At 65.1% G+C, this 26,423-nt stretch carries 25 protein-coding genes; 7 read left to right on the forward strand and 18 right to left on the reverse strand.

Translation table 11 applies throughout. The features are described from left to right. The first annotated feature begins 18 nt into the window (after positions 1-18). A complete protein-coding gene (locus HMPREF2656_RS03735) occupies positions 19-939 on the forward strand; it encodes a ParA family protein (RefSeq protein WP_092102887.1) in 921 nt (306 codons plus the stop codon). Positions 940-942: 3 nt separating this feature from the next. Further along, entirely contained in the window at positions 943-2,019 is a 1,077-nt protein-coding gene (locus HMPREF2656_RS03740; RefSeq protein ID WP_070815887.1) for a ParB/RepB/Spo0J family partition protein, read from the forward strand. 535 nt (positions 2,020-2,554) lie between these two features. Here the strand turns inward: HMPREF2656_RS03740 and HMPREF2656_RS03745 are convergent. The 7 genes from HMPREF2656_RS03745 to HMPREF2656_RS13425 all read right to left on the reverse strand — a co-directional run bounded on the left by HMPREF2656_RS03745 (position 2,555) and on the right by HMPREF2656_RS13425 (position 12,441). Then, positions 2,555-3,730 carry an N-acetylmuramoyl-L-alanine amidase gene (locus tag HMPREF2656_RS03745; RefSeq protein ID WP_070568245.1) on the reverse strand — a complete coding sequence of 392 codons (1,176 nt, stop codon included), beginning with the start codon at positions 3,728-3,730 and terminating at the stop codon, positions 2,555-2,557. Positions 3,731-3,778: 48 nt separating this feature from the next. Next, a complete protein-coding gene (gene trxA / locus HMPREF2656_RS03750) occupies positions 3,779-4,108 on the reverse strand; it encodes a thioredoxin (protein ID WP_070421904.1) in 330 nt (109 codons plus the stop codon). A gap of 10 nt (positions 4,109-4,118) precedes the next feature. Further along, positions 4,119-5,132, reverse strand: a complete 1,014-nt coding sequence (gene trxB / locus HMPREF2656_RS03755; RefSeq protein ID WP_083284712.1) for a thioredoxin-disulfide reductase — start codon at positions 5,130-5,132, stop codon at positions 4,119-4,121. 10 nt (positions 5,133-5,142) lie between these two features. Then, positions 5,143-5,709, reverse strand: coding sequence for an RNA polymerase sigma factor (locus tag HMPREF2656_RS03760; RefSeq protein WP_070421903.1), 567 nt, complete (start codon positions 5,707-5,709; stop codon positions 5,143-5,145). 74 nt (positions 5,710-5,783) lie between these two features. Beyond that, on the reverse strand, positions 5,784-9,209 hold the full coding sequence (murJ, locus tag HMPREF2656_RS03765; RefSeq protein WP_070815888.1) for a murein biosynthesis integral membrane protein MurJ: 3,426 nt from the start codon (positions 9,207-9,209) through the stop codon (positions 5,784-5,786). Beyond that, the gene (locus HMPREF2656_RS03770) at positions 9,206-11,668 is read right to left on the reverse strand and encodes a DUF6049 family protein (protein ID WP_070815889.1); all 2,463 of its coding nucleotides are present in this window, start codon (positions 11,666-11,668) and stop codon (positions 9,206-9,208) included. The genes murJ and HMPREF2656_RS03770 overlap by 4 nt, the downstream gene beginning before the upstream one ends. After that, positions 11,665-12,441: an NUDIX hydrolase gene (locus HMPREF2656_RS13425; RefSeq protein WP_083284711.1), complete on the reverse strand. Its 777-nt coding sequence runs from the start codon at positions 12,439-12,441 to the stop codon at positions 11,665-11,667. Before HMPREF2656_RS13425 ends, HMPREF2656_RS03770 begins: the two co-directional genes overlap by 4 nt. Positions 12,442-12,570: 129 nt before the next feature. Between HMPREF2656_RS13425 and HMPREF2656_RS03780 the strand changes: the two genes are divergently transcribed. The 5 genes from HMPREF2656_RS03780 (at position 12,571) to HMPREF2656_RS03800 (ending at position 16,174) form a co-directional block, all read left to right on the forward strand. Then, complete coding sequence (locus HMPREF2656_RS03780) at positions 12,571-13,995, forward strand: CCA tRNA nucleotidyltransferase (protein ID WP_246825111.1); 1,425 nt, start codon at positions 12,571-12,573, stop codon at positions 13,993-13,995. Beyond that, entirely contained in the window at positions 13,988-14,596 is a 609-nt protein-coding gene (locus HMPREF2656_RS03785) for a YqgE/AlgH family protein (RefSeq protein WP_070421899.1), read from the forward strand. Before HMPREF2656_RS03780 ends, HMPREF2656_RS03785 begins: the two co-directional genes overlap by 8 nt. Beyond that, positions 14,597-15,316 (forward strand): AzlC family ABC transporter permease, encoded by a 720-nt coding sequence (locus tag HMPREF2656_RS03790; protein ID WP_070815890.1) that lies wholly within the window; start codon positions 14,597-14,599, stop codon positions 15,314-15,316. Next, positions 15,317-15,664 (forward strand): branched-chain amino acid transporter permease, encoded by a 348-nt coding sequence (locus tag HMPREF2656_RS03795; RefSeq protein ID WP_070421897.1) that lies wholly within the window; start codon positions 15,317-15,319, stop codon positions 15,662-15,664. It abuts the gene before it with no gap. Between the two features lie 96 nt (positions 15,665-15,760). Beyond that, positions 15,761-16,174, forward strand: a complete 414-nt coding sequence (locus HMPREF2656_RS03800) for a hypothetical protein (RefSeq protein ID WP_070815891.1) — start codon at positions 15,761-15,763, stop codon at positions 16,172-16,174. 59 nt (positions 16,175-16,233) lie between these two features. Here the strand turns inward: HMPREF2656_RS03800 and HMPREF2656_RS03805 are convergent, their stop codons facing one another. From HMPREF2656_RS03805 to HMPREF2656_RS03855, 11 genes are all read right to left on the reverse strand, one after another. Further along, on the reverse strand, positions 16,234-17,517 hold the full coding sequence (locus HMPREF2656_RS03805) for an HNH endonuclease signature motif containing protein (protein WP_070815892.1): 1,284 nt from the start codon (positions 17,515-17,517) through the stop codon (positions 16,234-16,236). Between the two features lie 250 nt (positions 17,518-17,767). Beyond that, entirely contained in the window at positions 17,768-18,280 is a 513-nt protein-coding gene (locus tag HMPREF2656_RS03810) for a hypothetical protein (protein ID WP_070815893.1), read from the reverse strand. Between the two features lie 15 nt (positions 18,281-18,295). Continuing rightward, entirely contained in the window at positions 18,296-18,601 is a 306-nt protein-coding gene (locus HMPREF2656_RS03815) for a hypothetical protein (RefSeq protein WP_070815894.1), read from the reverse strand. Beyond that, positions 18,598-19,536, reverse strand: a complete 939-nt coding sequence (locus HMPREF2656_RS03820; RefSeq protein WP_070815895.1) for a bile acid:sodium symporter family protein — start codon at positions 19,534-19,536, stop codon at positions 18,598-18,600. The genes HMPREF2656_RS03815 and HMPREF2656_RS03820 overlap by 4 nt, the downstream gene beginning before the upstream one ends. Positions 19,537-19,560: 24 nt before the next feature. After that, entirely contained in the window at positions 19,561-19,935 is a 375-nt protein-coding gene (locus HMPREF2656_RS03825; protein ID WP_070815896.1) for a Rieske (2Fe-2S) protein, read from the reverse strand. Continuing rightward, the gene (gene trpA, locus HMPREF2656_RS03830; RefSeq protein ID WP_070815897.1) at positions 19,932-20,747 is read right to left on the reverse strand and encodes a tryptophan synthase subunit alpha; all 816 of its coding nucleotides are present in this window, start codon (positions 20,745-20,747) and stop codon (positions 19,932-19,934) included. Before trpA ends, HMPREF2656_RS03825 begins: the two co-directional genes overlap by 4 nt. Then, entirely contained in the window at positions 20,748-21,944 is a 1,197-nt protein-coding gene (trpB, locus tag HMPREF2656_RS03835) for a tryptophan synthase subunit beta (RefSeq protein ID WP_070815898.1), read from the reverse strand. A 10-nt stretch (positions 21,945-21,954) separates the two neighbouring features. Beyond that, entirely contained in the window at positions 21,955-23,340 is a 1,386-nt protein-coding gene (trpCF, locus tag HMPREF2656_RS03840; RefSeq protein ID WP_070815922.1) for a bifunctional indole-3-glycerol-phosphate synthase TrpC/phosphoribosylanthranilate isomerase TrpF, read from the reverse strand. Then, positions 23,327-24,346 (reverse strand): anthranilate phosphoribosyltransferase, encoded by a 1,020-nt coding sequence (gene trpD, locus HMPREF2656_RS03845; RefSeq protein WP_070815899.1) that lies wholly within the window; start codon positions 24,344-24,346, stop codon positions 23,327-23,329. Before trpD ends, trpCF begins: the two co-directional genes overlap by 14 nt. Beyond that, the gene (locus HMPREF2656_RS03850) at positions 24,339-24,899 is read right to left on the reverse strand and encodes a glutamine amidotransferase-related protein (protein ID WP_070613747.1); all 561 of its coding nucleotides are present in this window, start codon (positions 24,897-24,899) and stop codon (positions 24,339-24,341) included. Before HMPREF2656_RS03850 ends, trpD begins: the two co-directional genes overlap by 8 nt. Then, positions 24,896-26,365, reverse strand: a complete 1,470-nt coding sequence (locus HMPREF2656_RS03855) for an anthranilate synthase component 1 (RefSeq protein ID WP_070815900.1) — start codon at positions 26,363-26,365, stop codon at positions 24,896-24,898. The genes HMPREF2656_RS03850 and HMPREF2656_RS03855 overlap by 4 nt, the downstream gene beginning before the upstream one ends. Positions 26,366-26,423 lie beyond the last annotated feature (58 nt).

A 26,423-nucleotide genomic window follows, 5' to 3' on the forward strand; every position in this document is an offset into this window, starting at 1 on the left:
TACGATGACACGCCTTTGATGGAGGAGGCGATGCGGGCGGCGAGGGTGTCGTCGAGAAGCGAAACGCTCCCGCGACCCGACCAGCCGCGCGTGATCACCGTTGCCAACCAAAAAGGTGGCGTGGGCAAAACCACCACCAGCGTCAACCTCGCGGCGTCACTGAGCCGCCAGGGCATGAAAGTGCTGGTGATCGACCTGGATCCGCAGGGCAACGCCTCCACCGCCCTCGGCGCCGAGCACACCTCCGGCACCACCTCTAGCTACGAAGTGCTCATCGGTGAGGCCGACGCCGCCGACGCCGTGCAGGCGCACGCCGACAACGAGAACCTGTTCTGCATCCCCGCCACCATCGACCTCGCCGGCGCGGAAATCGAGCTGGTGTCCATGGTGCGCCGCGAATACCGGCTGCACGACGCCATCCGCCGCGGTTTCATGCAAGAACACGGCTTCGACTACGTCTTCATCGACTGTCCACCCTCGCTCGGGCTGCTGACCATCAACGCGATGACCGCCGTCGACGAAGTACTCATCCCCATCCAATGCGAGTACTACGCACTCGAAGGCGTGGGGCAGCTGCTGGGCAACATCGGCATGATCCGCGAACACCTCAACCACAACCTGCACATCTCCGCGATCCTGCTGACCATGTACGACGCCCGCACCCGGCTTGCCGCCGACGTCGCCGACGAGGTCCGTGGCCAATTCGGCCAAGTCGTGCTGAACAACGTCATCCCCCGCTCCGTGAAGGTCTCCGAAGCGCCGGGCTACGGCCAGACCGTCATCGACTACGACCCCGGCTCCCGCGGCGCACTCGCCTACTTCGACGCAGCCAAAGAACTCGCGCTGCGCGGCGACTACCAACCCCACCCCACCACCGGCCCAATTGGCGTGAGCCCGGAAGTCTCCGCCCAACTCGACAGCTCTTCCGAGGAGGACTAAACCATGGCAGAACGCAAAGGCGGCCTCGGCCGCGGACTGGCAGCGCTGATCCCGTCGGCACCCGCAGACATTGACAAGAACGGCAAAACCCCCGGCATCGGCGGCAACGCCTCCGACGTGATCTTCGGTAAGCAGGACAAGGGCTCTGGTGCTGGCTCTGGCTCTGCGAAGAAGGGAGCGCCTAAGGGGGCGCCGAAGGGTGCGCCGCGGGCTGTGAAGGGCGCGCCGACCGTTACTGCGAAGCAGGACAACGTCATGCAGCCGGTGCCGGTGGGCGCCCGATACCAGGAAATCCCGATCGGCCAGATCATCCCGAACCCGAAGCAGCCACGCCAGGTCTTCGACGAGGATGAGCTCGCCGAACTGGTCCACTCCATCCGCGAGTTCGGCCTCCTCCAACCCATCGTCGTCCGCGACACCCCCGAAGGCTTTGAACTCATCATGGGCGAGCGCCGTTGGCGCGCCTCCTCCAAGGCAGGCCTCAAGCACATCCCGGCGATCGTGCGCGAAACCTCCGACGAGGACATGCTCCGCGACGCACTGCTTGAAAACATCCACCGCGTGCAGTTGAATCCCCTCGAAGAAGCTGCCGCCTACCAGCAACTTCTCGACGAGTTCGGCGTCACCCAAGAACAACTCGCCGACCGCCTCGGCCGCTCCCGCCCCGTGATCACCAACGCGATCCGCCTGCTCAACCTGCCGGTTCCGGTGCAGCGCCGCGTCGCCGCCGGTGTGCTCTCCGCCGGCCACGCCCGCGCCATCCTGGGCATCAAACTTGGCGACGACACCACCGACGCCCAGACCCAACTCGCCGACCGCATCGTCGCCGAAGGCCTGTCCGTACGCGCCACCGAAGAGGCCGTATCCATGATCAACGCAGGCGGCAAGGTGCCCGACAAGCCGAAGCGCCAACCTCTCCCCCAGCCGGAGTACCTCAGCCAGGCCGCCGACTCGCTTGCCGACATCTGGGACACCAAAGTCTCCGTCACCATGGGCAAGCGCAAGGGCAAGATCGTCGTCGAGTTCGGCGACAAGGACGACTTCGAGCGCATCATGGGGCTCATCCAAGGCACCGACTAGGGGTTTTAGGCGGCTGGTTTGGGCGGTTGGTTTGGGTCGCCTGTGCGCCCGCGGTGTCCGCATGCCCGCTGTCTGCCCGCCACGCTGTCTGCCGTGCCCGCCACCGGCAGCCGATTCTGACAGATTCTGCCGGACTTTGTCAGGGTCGTGTCTGACCTGCACGTTTACCTGCGGCTGACAGATTCTGCCGCAATGTGTCAGTGACTGGGTGCCGGCCGACGGGCGACGGGCGACTGCTGCCGCGATAGAGGTCGCGATCGAGGCCGTTGCCGCTCCCCTCACCAAAAAAGTTCCACGGAAATCGGCAGATCGCGTTAGGTCCGGGAACTATTTTCGGCCCGCGACGGCGCGACCTGGGCGAAGTGAACTATTTGGGCCCGGAATGCCAAGAAGATTCCCAGACGGGGAACTTTCTTGGGAGGAGAAGGCTGGGCGGCTTGGCGAGGGGGCCAGAACGGGCGCGAGAGCCTGGGCGTGCGGGCTGGGCAGAAAGGGCCGGGCAGAGAGGGCCGCAGCGGCGCCCAACAACCGGCGGTTAGGCCTGCTCTTCGCGCAGGAGCTCCTTGAAGGAGTAGGTGCCTGTCGGGCGGGTGTCGTGGTCCAGCAGGTAGAGGCGCTTCACGGCGACGACGACGGCTTCGGCGATGGCGTCGCGCTGGGCGGGGTCGGTAAGTACGGCCAGGTCGCCCGGGTTGGTGAGGTAGCCGGCCACGAGCTCCACCGACGGCATGCGGGTCATCCGCAGCATCTCCCAGGTGCGGGCGTGGTTTCGGCAATTCTGCAGGTCAGTGCGGGCAGCGATCTCGCGCTGGATGTAACCGGACAGGGTTTCGCCGGTCATCGAGGAGCTGCCGTGCTCGGAGCCGAAGTAGAAGGTGGCAACGCCGTTGGCCTTCTCGTTTGGGTAGGAATCCAGACGCAGTGAGATCAGCAGGTCGGCGTTGAAGCCGTTGGCCAGGTCGGCGCGGTGCTTGTTGGACGGGTTGTCGCCGCGCGGGCGGGACAGGATGGTTTCCATGCCGGTGGCGACCATGCGGCCCTCGATGCGCTGGGCGAGGTCCCAGAGGATCTCCTCCTCGGTGATGGGACCATACGGGCCCTCCACAACCAGGCCCTTGTCGGAACCACCGAGGTCAGGGTCGATGACCACGCGCTTACCGGCCAGGTTCGGGCCGGCCTGCCGGACGGTCTCACGCTCACGGATCGCCTGGGCGGAACCTCCGGTGATGCGGCGGCCAAGCAGGGACAATGCATGCAACGTGTCGGGGCCGCACACACCGTCGTCCTCCAAACCGGAGTTCAACTGGTAGTTCATCAACGCTTCGTAGGTGGCGGGGCCGAAGCGGCCGTCGATGCGGTTGGAGTAAAAGCCGAGCTCGTGAAGCTGTGTCTGCAGCTGGCCCACGTCGTCGCCGACCATTTCCTGGCCCGGCTGGTAGCTCAGCACGCGCGCGCCCAACGTGTAGGAGGCTTCACGCAGCTCGCGGAGCGTCAGGTCGTCGATGGAGCCAGACGGCAAAATGCCGCGAGATTGTTGGAAGGCTTTGAGGGCTTCGGCGAGGGTGTCGTCGAAAAGCATCTCGCTTTCGGTGAAGCGACGCGTGCTATCGATTTCGCCTTCGTATCCGTCGAGGAGACCGAGGCGGGCCAGCGACAACCGAACCTCGGCAACCCGCGAGCTGGAGTCGCCAACGTGCAGCAAGTCTTGCACTAAGCACCTAACTTTCCCGGTCGAAAAAACAAAACCAACTACAACAGCTTACGCGTCGAGCTGCGCCTGGATCTTAGCGACGATCTCCGACTTCGGACGCAGACCCACAAACTCGTCGACGCGCTTGCCGTCCTTGAACAGCAGCACGGTCGGAATGGACATGACCTGGAACATTGCGCCCAGGGTGCGCTCGTTGTCCACGTTGACCTTGGCTACCTTAACCTGGCCTGCCATCTCCGACGCGATCTCATCGAGCAACGGGGAGAGTTTGCGGCACGGGCCGCACCACTCTGCCCAGAAGTCCACGAGAACCGGGGTGTCGGACTCGATGACCTCGCTCTTGAAGGTGGCCTGGGTGACATCTACTGGAGCACTCATGGCCGTTAGTTTACAGCTCCGCGAGATAGTGCTGTGCGTCCAACGCGGCACGGCAGCCCGAACCAGCCGCCGTGATGGCCTGACGGTATGTCTTGTCCACCAGGTCACCGCAGGCGAACACGCCGGCGACGCTGGTGCGTGTCGACGGATCCTCCACCGAAACGTAACCGCCCTCGTCTACAGCAACCTGGCCCTCCAGGAAGCCGGAACGCGGATCGTGGCCAATAGCAACGAACAACGCGGTGGCATCCAGGACGGACTCTTCGCCGGTTTCCACGTTGCGTACGTTCAGTCCGCCAACCTTGCCGTCTGCCTCAACGACGGACTCGACGACGGTGTTGGTGACAAACTCGATCTTCTCGTTCTGTCGCGCGCGCTCCAGCATGATGGCGGAGGCACGGAAGTTCTCCGAACGGTGGATCAGGGTGACCTTGTAGCCAAACTTGGTCAGGAAGGTTGCTTCCTCCATTGCGGAGTCGCCACCACCGACGACGGCGATGTGCTGGTCTTTGAAGAAGAAACCGTCGCAGGTGGCGCAGGTGGACACGCCACGGCCGGTCAGTTCGGCCTCGCCCGGGATGCCCAGGTGGCGTGGGGCTGCACCGGTGGCAAGGATGACGGCGCGGGCGTGGAACTCCTCGTCGTCCACGAACACTTTCTTAATCTCGCCGGAGAAGTCCACGCGGTCTACCAGTTCAGGGCGCAGGTCTGCACCAAACTTTTCGGCCTGCTCGCGCATGTTGCCCATCAGGTCTGGGCCGAGCACGCCCTCGGGGAAGCCGGGGAAGTTCTCCACGTCGGTGGTGTTCATGAGTTCGCCGCCGAACTCGTAACCCTCGAATACGAGGGGCTTGAGCTCGGCGCGAGCGGCGTAGAGCGCGGCGGTGTAGCCGGCCGGTCCGGAGCCGATGATGATCACATCGTGGATGGTGTCTACATCGGTGCGGGCGGTGGCGGGTTCCGTTGCGGAATCGCCGCTTTCGTCGGTCTGCGGGGTAACGAAATTGAATCCGGAGAAGTTCATATCGGTGAGTCTAGCTGCTTGTTAACCTCTCCCCGATTGCTGCAGCTACTGCCTCCCGGGCACGGTATCTCCGGGACTTCACGGTGCCCGGTTTCACGCCTAATTCGTGGGCGGCGTGCTCGACGGACATGCCTGCGACATCGATCAGCCACAGTGCCTTACGCTGCCCCGACGGCAACACGTTGAGCGCCTGGCGCATCGCGATGGTGCGTTCCATGGCCTCCATGGGGTTGTAGGCGAGGTATTTGTTCATGTCGCTGCTGACGGCCACGGCGTCGTCGTCAAGACTCGCCTGTGCGCCCGCGCGCGTGAACTTGCGTTGGTGGTCGATGGCGGCGTTGATGGTCATGCGGTGCAGCCACGTGGATAGCTTCGCTTCCCCGCGGTAGGTGTGCAGGCTGCGTGCCGCCTTGAAGAACGCGTCCTGGACGATGTCCTGCGCGTCTTGGTCGTTGCGCGTGTAGTTGCGGGCCACGTAGTACATGGCTTTGTGGTGGCGTTTGACGATCTGCCTGAACGCTCGTCGGTCCCCGTCGAGGTATTGGGCGACTAGAGCCCGGTCATTGCGGTAATCCATGATTCCCCCCAGAAAAGTGTTGACCCCCAGTGTGCACGACCCCCGCCCCGAAGGGAAGGGGTCAATTGCACAATCTATTGGACATCCACATGCCCTGCCAACGAAACTTCCGAAATTTCGAGCGGTTTCTGTTCCGCCGGGGTGAAGGAGATGATGACCTCGGTCAGCGCGCCGGTGTAGTCCACATCGGCACTGATCTGGCCGGTGCGCACCGTGCCCTCCGACAGCACCACAGGCGCTTGACCACCCGCGGGCACGCCGGAGATGGTGAAGGTTGCGCCGGTTGCGCCGGAGGCGTCGATAAGCACTTGCTCGAGGTCGAACGGCTGACCGTTGCTTTGCTTGACGACGAGATCCCCTCCGACCTCCCACTTCGTGGCCCGATCACCGTCAACGGCGGCGTGAGCATCAGAGCCGGAAGAGCCAGCAGAGTCAGCAGCAGTGGCCTCCAGCGGTGCGATGAGCACGGGCACGCGTGGGGCGGGCGCCACGGATGATGTCGCGACGGCTTCCTCTTCTTCCTCCCCGGAGACGATGTCCACCAGGTAGGTCGTCAGCACACCGATCGCCACTGCGGCAGCCACGGCCACCAGGGTGACCAGCGCGATTGTCAGCGGCTTGGTGCGGCCGCTGCCGAAGCCACCGTGGATGACGTCCGGGTCCTCCACGTGCTCGGGCACGGGCTCGACGGACTCGGGCACCTCGACGACGGGGATGGTGTCGGTCGGGGTGTCGTCTTCCTCGCTGTGGCGGCGCGAGCCCGGCAGGTTGGCTGCTTCCTTCAGGGCGGTGGCGATTTCGCGGAAGGCGGCTTGGTCGACGGCGTCGGCGTCGACAAGCGCACGTGTGCGGGCGGTGATCTCGGCGAGGTCGTCGGAGGTGACGTTGGAGGTCAGCAACTCCAGGGCTGCGGCGAACGCTTCGGCGTCGGTCGGCTTCGTCGCATCCGGCAGGACGGCCGGGAATGCGAGGCGCACGATGCCGTCTGTATCAATGCGCAACTGCTGGCGGTTGTCCAGACCCAGCGGCACGCCGGCCTCGTGCGCGGTGGCCAACGCAGCAGCCAGCGGCACGAGCGCATTGGCGACGGCCTCCGTGTGCAGCGTCTGGCCCGACTCCGCAACAGCCTTCACCGAGGAGCCCTCGATCCAGTCGGACACCACGACGGCGCCGGAGCGGAACGACAGGATCTCCACGTGGTCCGGCAGCGCCGGCAGGTGCATGTTGACCAGCTGGCGGGTACGGCGCGCGATACCGGCGGCCTGGAGGGCGGCCTCGCGCGGGGTGGCGGGCGCCATCGGGGCGGAACCGGTGGTGTCCACGAACGTCAGGGCGACGTTGCGGCCGGTAGCAATCTCGCGGGCCTGCCAGAAGCGGGCGCTGGAGGACGCGCCGTGGTCACGGATGAGGCGGAATCGGCCGTCGGACACGGACGCACCCGGCACGAGGCGTGGGCCGCGGACGACACCGGCGGACATCGGTGGTGGTACCGGGGAGGCGTTGAAGGTGTCGGCGGCGAGGAACTGGTTGGACATCTCGCGCGGGTCGACCTGGCCCACCTCGAGGCCGCGGTCGGCATCCGCGGTGATGAACCGGCCCAGGCCCGGGATGCGGCCCACGGCGGAGCCCAGGTTCTGCACCTCAGGCAGGCCGGAGCGCGACAGCACGACGCCGGTGACGATGAGGAACAGCACGCCGAGCAATGCGATCTCGATGAGCGAGCCCAGCGACGGCGCACCGATCATGCGTCCAAGGGCTTCCGGGAGGTGGAGGCCGGCGACGTCGCGAAGCAACCAGCGCACACCGAACACCGCGGCAACACCGACGGCGGACGCACCGATGGCCCACAGGGACGTGCGTAGCACCTCACGGAACTGCAGGGTGCCAAGCTTGCGGCGCAGTAGCAGCGCACCGATGATCGCGCCGGCCACGAAGCCGAACCCGTTCGCGGCACCCAGCAGGATGACCACGTGGCCCGGCTCGCTCGCGATGGTCGGCGCCAGCATGGACAGCGCAATTTTGGTGCCGGTGATGCCGGCGATGATGAACGTCGGCGTCCAGGCTTCCTCGCGTGCGTAGAACACACGCAGGTGCAGCATGACCAGTGCGTACGGGATGAGTGTGAACGCGGCGGCGCTGATGGTCAGGCCGAGGGTGTACGCGGCTTCGTCGCTAAATGAGCCGTAGGCGAACAGGGCGCTGGCGATGTCAGGGCCGAGCGCCGTCATGAACACGATGATCGGCAGCAGGGCGATAAACGTCAGTTTGGTGCCCATGGTCAGGTCGTGCACAACGGCCTTGTCGTCGCCGTCGGCGGCGTTGCGCGACAGGCGCGGCATGATCGCGGTCAGCAGGGTCACGCCAATGATGCCGTACGGCATCTGCAGCAGCATCCAGTGCTGTTGGTAGATGAACTGTGCCGCCGGGTCCGCCGCGAACGCAATGCGGGTGGTGATCACGTAGCCCAGCTGGCTGATCGCCACGTAAGTGATGATCGCCAGGGCCATGCCGCCGAACTGCTTGAGGCGCTCGTCGATACCCCACAGCGGCCGCAGGTCGATGCCCAGTTTGCGCAGTGCGGGCAGCATGATCAGGCACTGCACCACCACGCCCGCGGTGGTGCCCAGGCCAAGCAGCAGGACGTGCGGATTGCTTATCGACGACGGCGCCGCCGGATTCAACGTCCCCGGCAACGCCATATACGCCACCAGCACGGCGATGGAGACGACGTTGTTCGCCACCGGCGCCCACGCGCCTGGCCGGAAGTGTTCTTTCGTGTTCAGGATGGCCATGAACAGGGAGAACATGCCGTAGAAGAAGATCTGCGGCAGCAGCAGGTAGGCAAAGGATGTGGTTTGGACGAGGTTGCCTGTGGAGTCCTCGTCCAGCATCATCTCCGTCAGCCACGGCGCACCGACGACGGCGAGCAGCGTGACCACCGTCATCAGCGTCAGCGTGAGCGTGAACAGGCGACGGATGAACGCGGCACCGTGGTCGGCGTCCTCTTTCTCCGCGCGGACCAGCACCGGCACGACCAGTGCGGTGAGCACCGATCCGAGCACGATCTCGGTGATCAGGTTCGGCAGCGTGTTGGCGGTGTTGAACGCGGAGGCGACAACCTCGCCGAGCGCCGCACCGATGAGCACGGTGCGGATGAAGCCGGTGATGCGCGAGATCAGCGTGGCAATTGCCATGGAGCCGGTGGCGCGGACAACCTTTTCGCCCTCGCTCGGTTTGGTGTCCTCGGCAGGCTCGGCGGGCTCGGCGACCGCAACGGTTGTCGCGGCTGTGGCGACAGCGGCGGCGTCGTCAGCCGTCGGCGGCGGGGCGATGGTCTCGCCCTTGGGGCTGGTGGTCAGCAGGGACTTGTCCGGCAGGCCGGTTGCCGCCGGGGTGGGCGGCTTCGGCTCGCGCGGGGCCGGTACTGGCGCCGGGGGTGCCGGGGCGACGATGCGGCGGCGCAGGCCAGCCTCGGGCTGGCTGTTGTCCTGTGCTGTCACGGCTGTCTCCGTTCACGTGGGTTGCTGGGTGGTGGGCGTTTGGTTGGGCGCCTGTTCGGCGGTGCTTTCCTGCGGGTGATGAGCAGGAGCGCCAGCATCGCGGCGATCAGCGCGCCGGCGAGCGCCCACCCGCCGAGTTGGAGCCCGGCAGTGCGCACGGAGATGTCCACCGGGCGCGAGATCGGTTGGGCCGAGGCACCCGCGAGGTAAAGCTGCAGGTCGGTGCCGCGGTTGTTGTCGGGCAGGTCGGCGGTCATCTGGACGGTGACGGAGCCGCGTGCGGGGATTTTCAGCGTCCCCGGCACGTTCAGTTTCGCGCCGTCGGGCCCCCAGTAGCGGATCTGGGTTTGCACCGGCAGCGGCATTCCGTTTTGGGCGACGATGAGCAGTGGGCTTGACGACGACGCCCTGGTGTACACGTTCCCCGGCGGGATCAACGTCACGGAATCGCGCAGATCGTTCAGCGTTGCCCGGCTGGCGGCGAGGCGGTCGCCGGTGGCGCGCACGGCGTCGTCGTAAAGCGAAAGTGCCCTGCGTCTGTTGGTGCTGAGCGCGACGAGCATGTCGCGGCGCAGTGGCAGGGTGAAGCCGTAGCGGGTCAGCGCGATGGCGGGGTCGTTTGCCATGAGCGCGGTGATGTCGTTGATGAAGCTGTTTTGCTGCGTGACCTGCAAGATTTCTGCGTCGGTGAAGGCGGCGGGGTCCGAGAATGTGGCCGTGGTGTCGGCGGGTGGGACCTCCGGCGGGGCGGCGAGGTAGTCGCCGAACGAGATCGGGCGGGAGGTTCCGTCGGCGATCAGGCCCGCGACCGTGCCCAGGAGCACTGCGGCGGTTTTCGCGTCCCACGTTGCCGGCGGGTTGATCATCACGGGTTGGGTCGGTGCGTCGCCCTCACCCGTGGTGGCGCTCTGGGCGGCAAGCCGCATCGCTGCTGCGGCGTTCACATCGCGCGCGGTATTGGAATCCCGGGTGTAGTCGAAACGCAGGCCCGGGTTGGAATACCCCGGCGTGTCCGGGTGCTCCCCCGTCGCCGCTAGCACCGCGGCCAGCGAATCCTGGTACCCGACCTCCATCACGCCGGCAGTGTTCCACGTGAAACGTTGCGCATCCGCAGGCTTTGCGACGAGCACCTGCACCGGCACCTCCGGCACCGGCGCCGCCGCGCCCGAGAAGTCTGCGAGCTCCGCGCGTTCGAGCGCGCTCTGGTGGGAGTTGGCTTCGGCGTCGGGCGCGCTGTCAGCTTGGGCCGCCTCCCACGCGGCGTGCATCCCGCCGTCGAACACCGTGGAGCGGGTGTGGTCCGCCCAGCCAAGCGCCGGCCCGGCGCCCGCCTCGATGTAGCCGGTGCCGGCGACCACCGTATTGATCGTGCCTGCCGTGCCCAGCACCCGCTGCAGCACGAACGGGCCGCGCTCGACGGCTTCGCGCATCAGCCACGGATCACCCGTACGCGCCACCGCGTTGAGGTCCGCGTTCGCCCACGGCAGCGCCACGGTGCACCCCGTCGCGGCGATGTCACGCACCTTGTCCAACCACGCCTTTGCGTCCTCGGCTCCCGTGCCTGGGGTACCGGGAGTGTCCTCGTTCGAACCCCAGCTGTCGCGCAGACGCTTCGGTTCCTCCACCACGGCGGGGCGCGAATCACTGACGGTGTAGCCGCCGGTCATGCGGTCCACTGTGTCCACCAGCGCCGGGTCGAGCGCCATGCAGGTGGCGTAGCCAACCTCAGGGGTTTCCACCGCCTTGCGGTACTGCTCCACCAGGGTGTCCAAGCGCCCGCCGGGTGCGAGTTGTTCCGCCAGTGCGTCGCTCTGCAGCACCAGCGGCGGGTCCTCGGGGGCCTCGCCGGTCTCTCCCGGCACGATATTCACCGGTGCGGACACCGGGTACAGGGCGGTCAGCCCGCCCGGTTCGACGTCGTCGGCCGACCCGCGCACGGCCAAGTGGAAGCGGTCGGTGTCCAGGGTGGCGCTGGTGTCGTCGATAAGTTGCAGCATCATCGGGTACACGCCGATGCCGCCGGGCGCGGTCATCTGCAGCGACAGCTCGGCGCTTTCGCCGGGGCGCAGCCGGGTATCCACGACCACCTCGTCGCCCACAACGCTGTACTCCCCCACCCCGGCGACGGCGGCCACGCGCTGCTCGGAGACGGAGCCCACCGGCGCGGCGCGACGCGTGAGCACTTTGAGGCCCTCGAGGGTTGTGTCGGTCTGATTGGTCACGCGAAGTTTCACGTGAAACGGATCGTGCGCGGAGACGACCGCGGGAGCGTCGATAAGCGACACGCGCGCGAGCTGGCCCTCACCCGGGCGCACCGCCGGGTTGACCCACTGCTCTGCAACCTCAGGGTTCTTCGGGCTCACCGGCACCGCAGGCACCGCGCGAGCCGGGGTCGCTGACGGGACCGCCAGCGCCACCGCAACCGCGGCCGCAGCTAGACGGGAAATCGGCCGAATCATCGCGGGGTAGACCTTCCGGCGGCGACTTCCTTCCGCGCCAGCTCAGGCATCCGGTCAAACGCGATACGCGCCAGTTTGCGCTCGTCGGCATACGCAAGGTGCTCCATCAACTCGCTCATGGGCACCCAGGCCACTTCGGTGACCTCCGGGTCTTCGTCGTTAAACACGCCGTCCACAAACCGCAGCAGGTTGTGGTGCACCGTCTTGTGGATCCGCACTCCGTCGGACACAAACCAGTAATCAATGGTGCCCAGGGTGTCGAAGGCCTCGCCGGTAATACCGGTCTCCTCCCAGACCTCACGCTCTGCGGTGCGCCACTGGTGCTCGCCATCCTCGACGTGGCCCTTCGGCATCGACCACAACAGGCGCCCACGGCGATCCAGCCGGCCAATCAGCGCGACGTAGATGCGGCTCATGTCTACCTTGCCGTCCGGGCCGACAGCCTCCGCCATACCGGAGACCACCAGACCACCGGCCGAGGTCTCGTCGCGCACCTCCATCGAAGAGTCGTGCTGGCGGTTGTACTGCGAATGACGGCGATGCTGGTTGCGGTTTCGGTTCCGCTGATTCCCGCGCCCGCCCCTCCGGCGGTTGTTCGGGTTACGGCGACGGTGTTGCTTCTTCTTCGGCTTGTCGCCGCCTTCTGACTGGTTCTTGTCCTGGCCCTGCTGGTTTTTGTTCTGGCCGCCGCGGCGCTTCCGCGGACGACGCCGCCCGCCGGATCCCCCCTTACCGCTGGGGGGACCCGGTACAGGCCGCGTGTTGTCACTCATTCGTGCCATGCTATCCGGCTTCAGGCCGGTTGTGGTACTCCACGCGCGGGGGTGGCGGGTATCGTGTCCAAGGTGACAAAGCTTTTCGACATGCCCGATCCGAACGACCCACTTGCCCCCGCCGCGTTGATGGCCCGGGCGCAGGGGGTCGTCGAGAAGCAATCTGCCCTGCTGGAGCCGCTTGCCCGACTCTTCGCCGAGCGCGGCGAGTCCCTATATATTGTCGGCGGTTCCGTTCGCGACGCCATGCTGGGCCGCGAGGTGCACGATTTGGACTTCACTACATCCGCCCGACCTGCGGTTATCCAGGAGATTCTCGCCGAGTGGGGCGAGAAAGTGTGGGACACCGGCATCGAGTTCGGCACCGTCTCCGCGATCCGGCACGGCGAAACCGTGGAAATTACGACGTTCCGCTCCGATCTTTACGACGGCATCACCCGCAACCCCGAAGTCACCTTCGGCGACACCCTCGAAGGCGACCTCGTGCGCCGCGACTTCGCCTGCAACGCGATGGCCATCGAGCTCTCGCTTGACGACGACCACCTCGCCCCCACCTTCCACGACCCCGTCAACGGCCTTGCCGACCTGGTCGTGGGCGTGCTGGACACCCCGCAGGAGCCGGAGGTGTCGTTCCGCGATGACCCGCTGCGCATGCTGCGCGCCGCCCGCTTCGTCTCCCAACTGGGCTTTACGGTGGCCGACCGCGTCTTCGATGCGATGCGCGACATGGCCGGTGAGATCCAGCGCATCACCGTCGAGCGCGTCCAGGCCGAGCTAGACAAACTCATGCTTGGCGCCCGCCCCTGGGAGGGCATCGACCTGCTCGTGGCCACCGGTGTTGCCGAGTACATCCTGCCCGAGATCCCCGCCCTGCAACTCGAGACCGACGAGCACATGCAGCACAAGGACGTCTACCGCCACTCCCTGACCGTGCTGCGCCAGGCCACCGAACTTGAAGACGCGGACGAAGGCCCTGACCTGAAGCTGCGCTGGGCGGCGCTCATGCACGACATCGGCAAACCCGCCACTCGCGCGCCGAAGGAAGGCGGCGGCGTGACCTTCTACCACCACGAAGTGGTCGGCGCGAAGATGACCCGCAAGCGCCTCAAGGCCCTGAAGTACCCGAAGCACGTCATTTCCGACGTGGGCCAGCTCGTGTTCTTGCACATGCGCTTCCACGGCTTCGGCGAGGGGCAGTGGACCGATTCTGCCGTGCGCCGTTACGTCACCGACGCCGGCGAATTGCTGCCTAAGCTTCACAAACTCGTTCGGGCCGACTGCACCACCCGCAACCCCAGGAAGGCCGCGCGCCTCCAGCGCACCTACGACCACCTGGAGGAGCGCATCGCCGACATCGCCGCCAAGGAGGACCTCGCTCGCGTGCGCCCGGACCTCGACGGCAACGAGATCATGGAGATCCTCGGCCTCAAACCGGGCCCGGAGGTTGGCAAGGCGTGGAAGTATCTGAAGGAACTGCGCCTCGAGCGTGGCGAGCTCGACCACGACAAGGCCGTCGCCGAACTCAAAACCTGGTGGGAGAACGAGAATGCCTGAGTACTTCTACGCCGATCGCCTCTTCAACGCCCTCGAGCGCACTGACCCCGAACCCGGCATGCTGCTCGTCGCCGCACCCGGCATGTACTCCCCCGAGTTCGCCCGCACCGTGGTGCTCATCATCGAGCAGAGCGCGGATCGCACCCTCGGCGTCGTGTTGAACCGACGCAGCGAAACAGCGCTTGCCAACGTGATCCCCGCGTGGGCCGACCTCGCTGCCAAGCCCCAGGCCGTGCACATTGGCGGTCCCGTCCGCCCCGAGGCCGCAGTCTGCCTCGGCGTCACCTCCCCCGGCGTGGACATCGACGCCAACCCTTACTTCCAGCGCATGGCCAACCGCCTCGTGCTGCTCAACCTCAACGTTGAACCGGAGCTTGTCTCCGCCGACATCGACGGCGTCCGCATCTTCGCCGGCTACGCCGAGTGGGAGCCGGGCCAACTCGACGACGAGATCCTCCGCGGCGACTGGTTCGTCGCCCCCGCCCTGCCCTCCGACGTGATCGCTCCGGCGGGTGCGGATTTGTGGGGGGACGTGATGCGTCGCCAAGCAATGCCCTTGCCTCTGTTCGCCACCTTCCCGGCGAATCTGGAGGACAACTAATTGGGTGTTTCACGTGAAACAAAGCGGCAGATCCGCCTCGGCCTGAAGGACTCGTGGCTCGTCTGCCTCGGTTTGGTGCCGCTCGGGCTGGCGTTCGGGTTGCTGGTTACGCAAGCCGGTTTCGCATGGTGGTGGGCTCCGATCTTCTCCGTCATTATCTATTCCGGCTCGATGGAATTCCTCGCCATCAGCATGGTGACCAGCGGGTTTGGCATCTTCTCCTCCGCGCTGACCGCGTTCATGGTGAACTTCCGCCACATCTTCTACGGCCTCACCTTCCCCCGCGACGTCGCGCGCCCGGGCCTGCCGCGCCTGTACCTCACCTACGGCGTGACCGATGAGCTCTACGCCCTGACGTCCACGCTCGTCGCTAATGGCACGCGCCTGACTCATGCCCGCTTGATGACCAGCGCGATGCTGATCAACGCGTCGTGGATCCTGCCGGGCATCATCGGCGCACTCGTGGGCAACCTCATCCCAGAGGACATCGAAGGCTTCGAATTCGCTCTCACCGCCCTGTTCGCCGTCCTCGCCTACGAGGCATTCCAAAGCAGCAAGGACCTCTCCGCCCCACTCATCGCCGGCTCGCTGGCCGTGGTCGCGGCGTTCATCTTCCCCGACCAGATGATCATCATCGGCCTGCTCGCCTACTTCGGCGTGCTATTGCTGCGGTTCTGGGCACCGCGTATCGACGACCTCCTCACCTGGCAGGTGAAATAAATGAGCACCCTCGGACTCCCCGACGGCGTCACCCTCGGCATGGCCGCCGCCGTGATCATCCCGGCCGGCATCGTGACGTTCCTGCTGCGCGCCCTGCCCTTCGCGCTCACGCGGTACCTCAAGGGCAGCCCGTTCATCGACTTCCTTGCCGTCCTCATGCCCGTCGGCGTGATGACCGTCCTGGTCGTGTACACCATCGCCGGCGAAGCCGGAAACCCCGGCCGCTTCTGGTCCGCCCTCGCGGCTTTGGTGATTACGTTCGTGCTCCACGCCTGGCGACGCCGCGCCGACCTCTCCATCTTCGCCGGCACCGCCGTGTACATGCTGCTGGTGAATCTGGTGGTGTGAGGGGTTCGCCCGTTTTGTTGTTAACGGGTGTCATGCTTAACTGACTAGGCTCAGATATCTGACAGCTCATATTCAGTTTCGGGTAAGGAGACCCCAATGAAGCGCCGTATTGTTGCAGCCTCCGTGGCAGCCACCACCGCCCTGTCGCTCGCTGTTGTTCCAACACAGTTCGCCCACGCGCAAACATCCTCCATCGCGTACTTTAATTGCGTCGCCACACTCAACGACCTTGATGAGAAGCGTGCTGAGGCGCCGACAGATGATGTAGACAAGTTTGCAAAAGATTTCTACGAGAGCATTGTTGATAATTTTGTCGAAGAGCTTGATGTCAAAGGCTCGTCTAACGAAGGCACGTGCATGAATGTGCTGCTGCACCCAAAGAATGCATATCGCCCTGGAACCATCGCGTTTTTGGTTCTGGCTCCGATTGCGGTCCTAGCTCTGCTGTACACCGCAGCAGGCAAGATCCCGGGTGTTGAGCTTCCCTCACTTTCTAGCCTTCCTCGCTAAAGCAGATAAGCCTGACGTTATTGGTGCCCCGGCTGGTTCAGTCGGGGCTTCTCCCCTTTCTAGTCGTCGAATCCTCCCCCGCTTTCTGCCCAGGTCTGCGCGTTGTCGCGGCGCCGTGGCAAGGAATAGTTGTCTGAGACGTAGCGGGTGCCATCCTGGTAGATAAAGTGCACGTCGCTGCCGTCCTTGACGGTCTCGAGGTAGCCATCGGTAACCAAGGAGTGGCAGGCGGAACAGAGTGGCAGCAGGTTTTCTAGATCGGTCATGCCGCCCTCGGACCACTCTTTGATGTGGTGGATCTCGATGAACCGCGAGTGCGTGCAGCCGGGTGCGGCACACTGTCCACCCCACATGGTGAGCAGAGCATTGACCTGTCCCGGCGTGGCGAAGCGGGAAGACCGTCCGGTGTTGATGATCAGGCCGTCGTCGTCGACAGTAGAAACGCGCAGGTCAGCGTTCGCGATCAACCCAACCAGTGCCTCGGAGCGTGCGCCGACGTTGTTGGGCATGTAGGCGCGGCCGTCCTTAGTCACCAGAACGTTGACGTGTGCGCCTGGCGTTGTCAGCGCGCTTTTGGGCTGGCTCCGCGTCATGTGCACCATGCCCATGAAGGCCTGCAACAGCATTCGGCCGATCGGCATGCCATAGCCCGAGGCGGTCTTGCGAGCCTTCTTTGCGGGTTCGACGGCGTCGGCCTTTTGCAGCATGTCCCTGATGGAGAGCTCGGCGACGCGGCCGTCTTCGTGGCGCAATGCATCCTCGAGCATTTCCTCCATCTCGTAGTAGGCGATCTCCCCGAGTTTCAGCGCGGCGATGAATGCGGCGCCGTCGGTGGCGTTGAGCACCCCGTGGAGGGCAATCTCGCCGTTATCGCGGGTGTGTACGCGCAGGTAGTGGTCCGGCTTCTCGCTATCACCATTCCCTGGTTTGTCGTATCCACTGAGTGCGATTTCGAGTTCGTGGTAGCCGAGTTCCAGGGCCATGTCGACAAGTTGGCGCTCTACCGCCGGGGTTAGGTAGCGAAGCAGCAAGCGCACCACCGAGTAGCTGATCTTGCCCGCAGAGAACTGCTGCTGAAGGTACAGAAACTCGCCGAGGCGGCAGCCGACGTGGACATATTCGTGCGCTGTGGAGATCGAGATCCCCAGGCGACGCGTCAGAAACTGCGCCGTGGTCCGTGCCCCCATCTGCGGTGCGAAACCGCCCTCCTCAAACGCGCGTATCGACGTCAACAGCTCCGCCTTACAACGCGTCATGCTTCTGTGCGACTGCTCGATTGCATCCGTAAGCAACTCCGCAAACGCACTAGGTTCAGTGCACTTCTCCTCCACTGCCGTTGTCATTGTGGTCCCCCTTAAGGCCGTATGTATGTTCGATAAAGCAAAGCATACAACCCGCCACGACACGGCTGTGACCTGCACAAACAATGTTTTATATGAGTGCTATAAAACGCACTAAAACCGAACGGAACAACTCCGCATTGCGGACAATCCCGGCCGCGCCAATCGTTGGGGAGGCCCAACGAATTCGGGCGCGTGGGGTCGTCGTCAAGCATCCGCAACTCCGCATTGCGGACAAGTGGGGACGCACCAACTAATTCACCACGCGGTACCAGAGGCGCTTGCCTTCCTTCTTCGGCGGGACGAGTTTCACGCGGACCGGCTGCGGCAGGGTGAAGTCGTAGCCGCCACTCTGGATCTGGCGGCGGATCTCGCGGGCTTTGAGCGTGTCGCCGACGTCGATCCGATGCGAGCGCTGGCGTAGGGGGCGCTTGAAAATCTGCCGACGAACCGCGCTGGGGAGGGCACCGGGACTGGCGGGGATGTCCTTGTACTTCACTACCCCATTGGGTGTGGTGGCCTCGATCGTCGCAACGACCATGTATCGGACGTTAGAGTCCACACCCGGGATGTGGGGGGTGATGTGGATGGTGCGGATGACGCCGTCGATAAGGTCGCGGCGAAATCCGATTGGTGCGCGGCCCGGGAAGATCATCCGGGCGATGAAAAACAGCACCAGGATCGGGAGGAAAATCTGGCCATAGAACGCGATGATCTGGAGCGGACCAGGTAGGAAGGGGCCTATGGTGTCGAAGAAACTACCCATAGGCGAAGAAGAAAGTTAGTGCGGGAACTTCGCTCGGGCTTCGGACCAAAGGCCTTCGAACTCATCCTCGCTGAGGTGGCGGGCGGTGATGCCCTCCATGGAGTCGTAGGTGCGCGGGTGTGGCACGGTGCCCATGGGTTGATTGGCCTGCCCGATGACGCGCCCATCGACGTAGATGCCGGTGATGGTTTCGGCGGGGTCGAGTTCAATCATGCGCACCATGGTGCACTCGTGGGCTGAGATTTCTTCCAGCTCGGCGATATTGAGCAGCTCTCCGCCGAGTTCGGGGACGTTGTAGTGAATGCGGACGTAATGTTTCACGTGAAACTCTTTCTAGAGACGTAAGCGGAACAGATCATCAACTGTGCCATGTGATAGATCATTAGCGGAATAATAAGCACGCCGAGTTGCGCGCCGCCGAAGATGACGGTGGCCATGGGCAGGCCGGTCGCAAGAGATTTCTGCGTGCCGCACATCTGCACGGCCACGACGTCCTCGCGCGGGAACCGCAGCGCCTGTGGCACGACGCGGGTCAGCCACAGCATGGCGAAGACCAGCACCACGGAGAACACAATCAGCAGCACGATCTCAAGCGCGGTCACGTTCGACCACACGCCGGAGACGACACCTTTGGAAAAGGCGGAGTAGACGACCATCCAGATGGAGCCGCGGTCGACGATCTTGGTGGTCTTGGATTTGGCCAACTCCCCCAGCCGCTTGTGCGCCAACTGGCCGAGCATAAACGGCAGGAGGAGTTGGAGGGCGATGTCGGTGAAGACGGAGGCGTCGATATGCACACCGTCGCCGGCGCCCATCAGCCACATCACGAGCAATGGCGTAGCGACGACACCCACCAACGACGACACCGACGCCGCCACAACAGCACCGGACACGTTGCCGCGTGCGATGCCGGTCAGCGCCACGGAGGACTGGACGGTGGACGGCACGAGGGTCATGAAGAGTAGGCCCTGGTAGAGGTCCTCGGAGATGAACCCGGTGGTGGGCCGCGCGAGCAGACCGATCAGCGGGTATGCCACGAAGGTAAACGCGAGGATGAGGGCATGGAGGCGCCAGTTGGTGAGGCCCCGGAGGGCTTCTTGCGTCGATAGGCGTGCGCCGTAGAGGAAAAAGAGCAGCGCGATCGCGAGTTTGACGGCCACCCCAAAGCCGTCCGCGAACGCGCCGCGCGCCGGCACGACGAAGGCGAGGATCGCAGCAACAACGATGCCGACGAGGAGAGGATCGAGCTTCTTCATGTGGCCGAGTCTACGGCCAGCAGGTTAGCTCGCCGGGTTTTGAGCTTCGACCTTGTCGCCGGCTTCGATGACCTCAACTTCGCGCAGGCCGGTCACGGCCGGGCCGGAGACACGCGCGCCGGTGGCGATGTTGAAAACGGAACCGTGGGCGACACACTTAACGGTCTCGCCCTCCACCTTGGTGATCTTCTTCTGCTGGTGCGGGCATACCGCCGAGTATGCGACGAACTGGCCGGCGGACGGCTGGGCGATGATGAACTTGTCCAGGATCACCGCGGAGCCGACCGGCACGTCGGTCTTCGCAATTTCTTCGGGGGCCTCTTCCCCGCAGGCGGCCAGGAAGGCACCGGCGAAGGTAGTGGCGGTGCCGAGCAGGAACATGCGACGTGAACAGGTCATGATGCGATCGTAGCTTGCTTCATGGCGCCCACGTAGTCGGAAAGTTCCCGCTTCAGCCCGTCCATGTTTTCCACGCGATTATCGACGACATACTTATCAATAATGTTCGTAATCGCCGACCCGGTGATCGCGCCAGCGGCCCCAGCGGCGATCGCGTCGCGCACGTGCTCGGGACGGGAGATGCCGAAGCCGAGCAGTACCGGTGCGCCACCGAAGGACTGCACATTATCGACGACCTCACGCAGGCCCTCCACCGTCGCCTCATTCTCCGCGCCGGTGACGCCGTCGCGAGAAATGGCGTAAATGTAGCCGCGGGAGTTAGCGGCCACGCCCTCGAGGACCTCGCGGGAGGCCTTTGCCGGGGCGATGAAGATCGGGTCGATGCCGGCGCGTTCGGCGGCGGCGGTGAAGGGGTCAGACTCGCGCACGGGGACGTCGGGAAGCAATACGCTATCGGCGCCGGCCTCCTTGAACTCGGTGTAGAAGCGGTCGAGGCCGCGAGTGTGGGCGACGTTGGCGTAGATCAGCATGCCGATCGGCAGGTCCGGGTAACGCTCGCGGATGGTGCGCACCTGGTCGAGGGACTGCTGCACGGTTGCTCCCCCACGGAGAGCGCGGACGTGGGCGCCCTGGATGGCGGGGCCGTCGGCGACCGGGTCGGAGAATGGCACGCCGAGCTCGAGTGCGTCGGCGCCTGCTTCGACGATGGCGGAGATGAGCTCCACCGCGTCGTCCGGGTTCGGGTCGGACAGCATGATGAAGGGGACGAACGCGCCCTCCCCCTTGGCAAAGAGTTGCTCGTAGCGCGACATTTACTTGTTCTCCTTCTGCTCGAGGGTTGCTCGCACGTGTGCGATGTCCTTGTCGCCGCGGCCGGACAGGGCGACGAGAATGTTCAGCGGCTCGGCGTCGGCCGGGTGCTCGGCGGCGCGCTTGAGCGCGTAGGCCAGGGCGTGCGAGGACTCGAGCGCCGGGATGATGCCTTCGTGGCGGGATAGGGCCTGGAAGGCGTCGAGGGCCTCGTCGTCGGTGACGGGCACGTACTTCGCACGGCCGGATTGGGCGAGGTAGGCGTGCTCCGGGCCGACGGCCGGGTAGTCCAGGCCGGCGGAGATGGAGTAGGACTCTTCAACCTGGCCGTCGTCGTCACGCATGAGGTACGAGCGGGTGCCGTGCAGGATGCCGATGGTGCCCTGGGCGATGGCGGCGCCGTGCTTGCCTTGGCCGAAGCCTTCGCCGCCGGGTTCGGCGCCGACCAGTTCGACGGTGTCGTCGTCAATGAAATCGGCGAACATGCCGATGGCGTTGGAGCCGCCGCCGACGCAGGCGACGACCACGTCGGGCAGGGCGCCGGTGCGCTCGAGGATCTGGGCGCGGGCCTCGGTGGAGATCACGCGGTGGAATTCTTTGACGATCTTCGGGAACGGGTGCGGGCCAGCAGCCGTGCCGAGGAGGTAGTGGGATTCGTGGAAGGTTGCGGTCCAGTCACGAAGCGCCTCGTTCACCGCGTCCTTGAGGGTGCCCGCGCCGGATTCCACGCCGACGACCTTCGCGCCCATCAGGCGCATGCGGTAGACGTTCGGTGCCTGGCGCTGCATGTCGGTCTTGCCCATGTAGATCACGCAGTCGAGCCCGAGGAGCGCACAGGCAAGTGCGGTCGCCGTGCCGTGTTGGCCGGCGCCGGTCTCCGCGATGATGCGGGTCTTGCCCATCTTCTTTGCCAGCAGCGCCTGGCCGATCACCTGGTTCGTCTTGTGGGCGCCGCCGTGCACGAGATCCTCGCGTTTGAGGAAGATTCGCGCGTTGCCGCCCACCGGCAGGTTGCGGCATTCGGTCAGCGGGGTCGGACGGCCGAGGTAGTCGCGCAGGAGGGAGCGGTATTCCGCCATGAAGGCCTCGTCGTTAAACGCGTCGACGAAAGCTTGCTCGAGTTGGTCGAGCGCTGGCAGGAGGGATTCGGGGACGAACTGTCCGCCGAATTCGCCGTAGTACGCAGGGAGGAGAGTCATGAGGTGTCCTTTAGTCGTGGTAGTTGCCAATTGTGTCGAAGCCGCGTCGCAGCGCGCCCGCGTCTTTGTGGCCGTTGGGGTCTTCGAAGCCGGAGTTCAGGTCCAGGCCGGCGCATCCGACGCGCAGCGCATCGGTGAGGTTGTCGGGGCTGAGGCCGCCCGCGAGGAACGCCTTCTGCTTCACGGCGTCTGGCACGCGCGTCCAGTCGAAGCGCTCCCCCGAGCCGCCGTCGTGGGCGTCGAGCACTAGCTTGTCGACGACCCCAGCAACCGCCTCGGCCACCTTTTCGCCATCCGGCTGCGTCATGGAGACTGCACGCCAGACCTCGACGTCGACCTCCTTGCGCACGGATTCGATGAGCGCCAGTTCCGCCTCAACCGAGCCCTGATACGGCGCGTGGATTTGGACGGCGGCGATGCCGGGCTGGACGAGCTCGTCGTAACCCGAGGTGCGGCGGGACACCGCGACGTAGTCCAGGCCTGGCTCGGCGGCGATGATGTCGGTGGCTGTTTCACGTGAAACATTGCGCGGGGAGGCGTCGTCGAAAATGAGCCCGCCGTAGACCGCGCCGCACGCCTTGGCGGCCTGGGCGGCGGAGGCGGTGCGCAGGCCGCAGACCTTGTTCGGGCCGTAGACGAGCTCGCGGCAGGCGCGGTCGATGTCCGGCTGGGAGGTTAGTTGGCTGCCAACCAGGAACGCATCGGAGTGACCGCCGAGGCGACGCACGGTTGCGGAGTCGCGGATGCCGGACTCGGAGACCACCACTGCCCCATCGGGAGCGAGCTCGGCGAGGCGTGCGGAGCGGTCGAGGTCGATGGAGAGATCGTGAAGATTGCGGTGGTTCACGCCGAAGATCTTCGCGCCGAGCTTGATGGCGCGGTGGGCTTCTTCCTCGTTGATCACCTCGGTGAGCACGTCCATGTGGAGTGACTCGGCGATGGAAGCCAGGTGCGCGTACTCCTCGTCGGTAAGGACGGAGAGCATGAGCAGGATCGCGTCGGCGCCGAAGTAGCGCGCGGCGTAGATCTGGACCTCGTCGATGATGAAGTCCTTGCACAGCACCGGCAAATGGGTCGTCGCGGCGACGGTGGCCAGGTGGTTGTAGTCGCCGTTAAAGAAGTCCGGCTCGCACAGCACGGAGATGCCAGCGGCGTAGCGCGAGTACACGGAGGCGATCTCGCCGGGCTTGTAGTCGTCGCGAATTGGCCCGAGCGAGGGCGACGCGGACTTACACTCCATGATGAACGCGGTGCCGGGGCGCGCGAGGGAGTCGTACAGAGAGCGCTCCGAATTGCGTAACGTGCCGAAATCAACGTGTGTAACGCGTGCTCGAATATCGTCAAGGTGACGTTTTCTGTTCTCGACGATATCGGTCAAAATCTTAGACACTGTAATCGGCCTCCTCGTGGGTGGCGAGCCAATCGGCCACCGTGCCGTCTGCAATCAACTGCTTCGCGTGCTCGGTACCCGCGGCAAGCGAATCCGCAATGCCGTAGAGGTAGAACATCGCACCCGCGGATACGGCAACGGCGTCGCGGTGGGCAGCCGGACCCTCCCCCGCGAACGTGGCGCGCATGAAGGCTGCGTTCTCGGCACCGTTGCCGCCACGCAGGTCCTCCAGGCTGTGGCGCTCCACCCCGAGCTCCTCGGGCGTGACCGTGTAGTGGGTAATCTCGCCGTCCTTGAGCTCCCAGACCTCGGTATCGCCGTGGACCGCGATCTCGTCAGTGCCCGCGCCATGGACGACGAGCGCACGGTTCCGGCCCAGCTCACGCATCGTTTCCGCAATCACCTGGCCCAACTTCGGGTTAGCGATGCCCATGATCTGGAACTCCGGGCGAGCCGGGCTGAGCAGCGGACCCATCGTGTTAAACAGCGTGGACACGCCGAGCGCCTTGCGGACCTGCTGCACGAACGCGATCGCCGGGTTATACGCCGGGGCGAACAGGAACGTGAAGTTGGAGGACTCGAACTGGCGCACAGCACGATCCGGGTCGAGGTCCAGCGGGATGTTCAGCGCCTCGAGCACGTCCGCGGAACCGGACTTCGAGGACACGGAGCGGTTGCCGCACTTGATCATCTTCACGCCACCGGCAGCTGCGGTAAGCGAAGCGGCTGTGGTGATGTTGATGGTGTTCGCGCCGTCGCCACCCGTACCGGCGGTGTCCATGATCCCCTCCCCCGTCACCGGGAACGGACGCCCGGCGGCAAGGAACGCGCGGGCCGCACCGGCGATGTCGGCAAAAGTTTCGCCGCGCGTGCGGATCATGGCCAACAGTGCGGCGATGTGCACGTCGTCGTAGTCGCCGACGGTCAGCGGGGTAAACGCCTCGATGGCTTCCTCGAGGGTGGGCTCGGGGTTGTCCATGAAGCGGCGGAAGATCTCGAGTTGGCTAGTCATTGTCGCGGCCTTTCTGTAGCAATTTCGTCACACAGTGGTCCAGGATTTGCGGGCCAGAGGGAGTAAGGATGGATTCGGGGTGGAACTGCAGTCCGATGGACATGCCGTCGTCGGTTTCGGCAGCCATGATCACGTCGCCGATCTCCGTGCCGGTCCACGCCAGCGGCGTAATACCGGGCGGCGCGGTAGTGGCGCCGAGGGAGTGGTAGCGGGCGACGGGGACGTGGCGGCCGTCTGTAAGCACCATGCTTTGCGACGACCCATGCACCGGCCCGCACGGCTCAACCCGCCCACCAAAGTGCTCCACCAGAGCCTGAAAGCCCAGGCAGATGCCCAGAATCGGGATCCGTCCCTGGGCGCGTTCGATGACCTCCATCATGCAGCCGGCGTCGGCCGGGTAGCCCGGGCCGGGCGAAAGCACGATGAGGTCCGGGTTGGCGTTCAGCACCGTGTCGGCGGTAACGGTGTTGCGGTAGACTACGGTGTCGTAGTCCGCGAATGCGTCCACCAGGTTGTACACGAAGGAGTCTTGGTTATCCAGCAGGACGATCATTTCTTCACCTCCAGGTCGCGGCCACCGGCGAGTGCATGCAGGACTGCGTAGGCCTTGTGCAGAGTTTCGTCAGCCTCGGACTGGGGCACGGAGTCGCGCACAACGCCCGCGCCGGCCTGCACGATGGCCTTGCCATTGGCCACGAAGGCGGAGCGGATGACGATGCAGGTGTCGAATTCGCCGTCGCCACGCAAGTAGCCCACCGCCCCGCCGTAGGAGCCGCGGCGCTTGCGCTCCACGGAGCGCAGCAGTTCGGTCGCACGCAGCTTCGGTGCGCCGGTGAGCGTGCCCATGTTCATGCACGCGCGGTAGGCGTCAAGCGCGTCGAGGTCCGCGGCCAGGGTTGCGGTGACCCGGCTGACCAGGTGCATCACGCGCGAGTAGCGGTCCACCTGCAGTAGGTCTTGCACCTTGCGGGTACGCGGCTCGGCCACGCGCGCCATGTCGTTGCGGGCCAGGTCCACCAGCATGGTGTGCTCGGCAACCTCTTTGGCGTCGGTGCGCAACTGCAGTTCCATGCGCGTGTCCAGTTCGTGATTGACCGTGCCGTCCGGGTTCAGCCCGCGCGGGCGCGTGCCGGCAATGGGATACAGCTGCACCTGGCGGGTGGTCGGCGAGAACTTCAGGTTCGACTCCGGCGAGGCGCCGAACAGTTCGTACCCCTCGCCGCGGATGTAGAACATGTACGGCGAGGGGTTCGCGGCACGCAGGCGGCGGTACGCACCGAAGGCGTCGTCGCAGTCGGCGGTGAAGCTGCGCGCCGGCACGACTTGGTAGATGTCGCCGTTGTAAATGTTGCCCTGCAGCTGCTCCACTACCCCACGGAACTCCTCGTCCGGCATATCCGCCTCGGCGACGAGGGTGCCGGTGAGGGTGGTTGGGTCGGTGGGTGCGGGGGCGTCGTCGATACGCGCTGCGATCTCGGCGAGATCAATGCCGTCACCTGCAGCATCAACCCCGGCGAGGTACGCCGTGCCGGTCTCGTGGTTGACGCGCAGCACGACCTCCGCGAGGACAAACTCGTAATCCGGGTAGGTGTTGTCGCCGTCCGCGACCTCGGGCAGGCGCTCGAACGTCTCCAGGTAATCAAACGCGAAACCGCCCGCGAGCAGCGGAAAGTCCTCATTGCCCTCGGTGGAGGTCAACTTGCGCAGGACATCCATCGTGGACGCCGCGGTCAGGCGCTCGCGCTCGTCCTCCACATCAACGCGCGGAAACTCGTGCTCGAGCCCGATCTCGTTCGCAATAATCTCGCCCGACGGCGTCAGCGGTGTCAGCGTCACGCGGTTGCCGGAGCAAGTAATGCGTATCGACGACCGCAGCACCGCCAACGACTGCAACCCCGAACGTGTCGTGATGTCAGCGGACTCGAGCAACACCGTGTCGGTTGCGTCGAGGCCGCCGATGTGGGCGAAGAGCCTTGCCACATCCTCGTGGTAGCGCACCTCTTGACGGGTGAATTTCATGTGATCCTCGGTTCTGTTCTTGCTTGCACCGAGGGATAAAAAAGGGCCCGCGGCGCTT

Source organism: Corynebacterium sp. HMSC034B08 (assembly GCF_001835805.1).
GTDB classification, from domain to species: Bacteria; Actinomycetota; Actinomycetes; order Mycobacteriales; family Mycobacteriaceae; genus Corynebacterium; species Corynebacterium coyleae.

Coding starts and splice junctions, on each gene's coding strand:
- trxA (WP_070421904.1), bottom strand. CDS start 4,108: ATGAGTGCTCCAGTAGATGTCACCCAGGCCACCTTCAAGAGCGAGGTC.
- HMPREF2656_RS03855 (WP_070815900.1), bottom strand. CDS start 26,365: ATGAAATTCACCCGTCAAGAGGTGCGCTACCACGAGGATGTGGCAAGG.
- HMPREF2656_RS03735 (WP_092102887.1), top strand. CDS start 19: ATGGAGGAGGCGATGCGGGCGGCGAGGGTGTCGTCGAGAAGCGAAACG.
- HMPREF2656_RS03770 (WP_070815889.1), bottom strand. CDS start 11,668: ATGATTCGGCCGATTTCCCGTCTAGCTGCGGCCGCGGTTGCGGTGGCG.
- HMPREF2656_RS13425 (WP_083284711.1), bottom strand. CDS start 12,441: ATGAGTGACAACACGCGGCCTGTACCGGGTCCCCCCAGCGGTAAGGGG.
- HMPREF2656_RS03850 (WP_070613747.1), bottom strand. CDS start 24,899: ATGATCGTCCTGCTGGATAACCAAGACTCCTTCGTGTACAACCTGGTG.
- HMPREF2656_RS03760 (WP_070421903.1), bottom strand. CDS start 5,709: ATGGATTACCGCAATGACCGGGCTCTAGTCGCCCAATACCTCGACGGG.
- trpA (WP_070815897.1), bottom strand. CDS start 20,747: ATGTCGCGCTACGAGCAACTCTTTGCCAAGGGGGAGGGCGCGTTCGTC.
- HMPREF2656_RS03785 (WP_070421899.1), top strand. CDS start 13,988: ATGCCTGAGTACTTCTACGCCGATCGCCTCTTCAACGCCCTCGAGCGC.
- HMPREF2656_RS03820 (WP_070815895.1), bottom strand. CDS start 19,536: ATGAAGAAGCTCGATCCTCTCCTCGTCGGCATCGTTGTTGCTGCGATC.
- trpD (WP_070815899.1), bottom strand. CDS start 24,346: ATGACTAGCCAACTCGAGATCTTCCGCCGCTTCATGGACAACCCCGAG.
- trxB (WP_083284712.1), bottom strand. CDS start 5,132: ATGAACTTCTCCGGATTCAATTTCGTTACCCCGCAGACCGACGAAAGC.
- HMPREF2656_RS03795 (WP_070421897.1), top strand. CDS start 15,317: ATGAGCACCCTCGGACTCCCCGACGGCGTCACCCTCGGCATGGCCGCC.
- trpB (WP_070815898.1), bottom strand. CDS start 21,944: ATGACTCTCCTCCCTGCGTACTACGGCGAATTCGGCGGACAGTTCGTC.
- HMPREF2656_RS03740 (WP_070815887.1), top strand. CDS start 943: ATGGCAGAACGCAAAGGCGGCCTCGGCCGCGGACTGGCAGCGCTGATC.
- HMPREF2656_RS03780 (WP_246825111.1), top strand. CDS start 12,571: ATGGCCCGGGCGCAGGGGGTCGTCGAGAAGCAATCTGCCCTGCTGGAG.
- HMPREF2656_RS03800 (WP_070815891.1), top strand. CDS start 15,761: ATGAAGCGCCGTATTGTTGCAGCCTCCGTGGCAGCCACCACCGCCCTG.
- HMPREF2656_RS03805 (WP_070815892.1), bottom strand. CDS start 17,517: ATGACAACGGCAGTGGAGGAGAAGTGCACTGAACCTAGTGCGTTTGCG.
- HMPREF2656_RS03810 (WP_070815893.1), bottom strand. CDS start 18,280: ATGGGTAGTTTCTTCGACACCATAGGCCCCTTCCTACCTGGTCCGCTC.
- HMPREF2656_RS03825 (WP_070815896.1), bottom strand. CDS start 19,935: ATGACCTGTTCACGTCGCATGTTCCTGCTCGGCACCGCCACTACCTTC.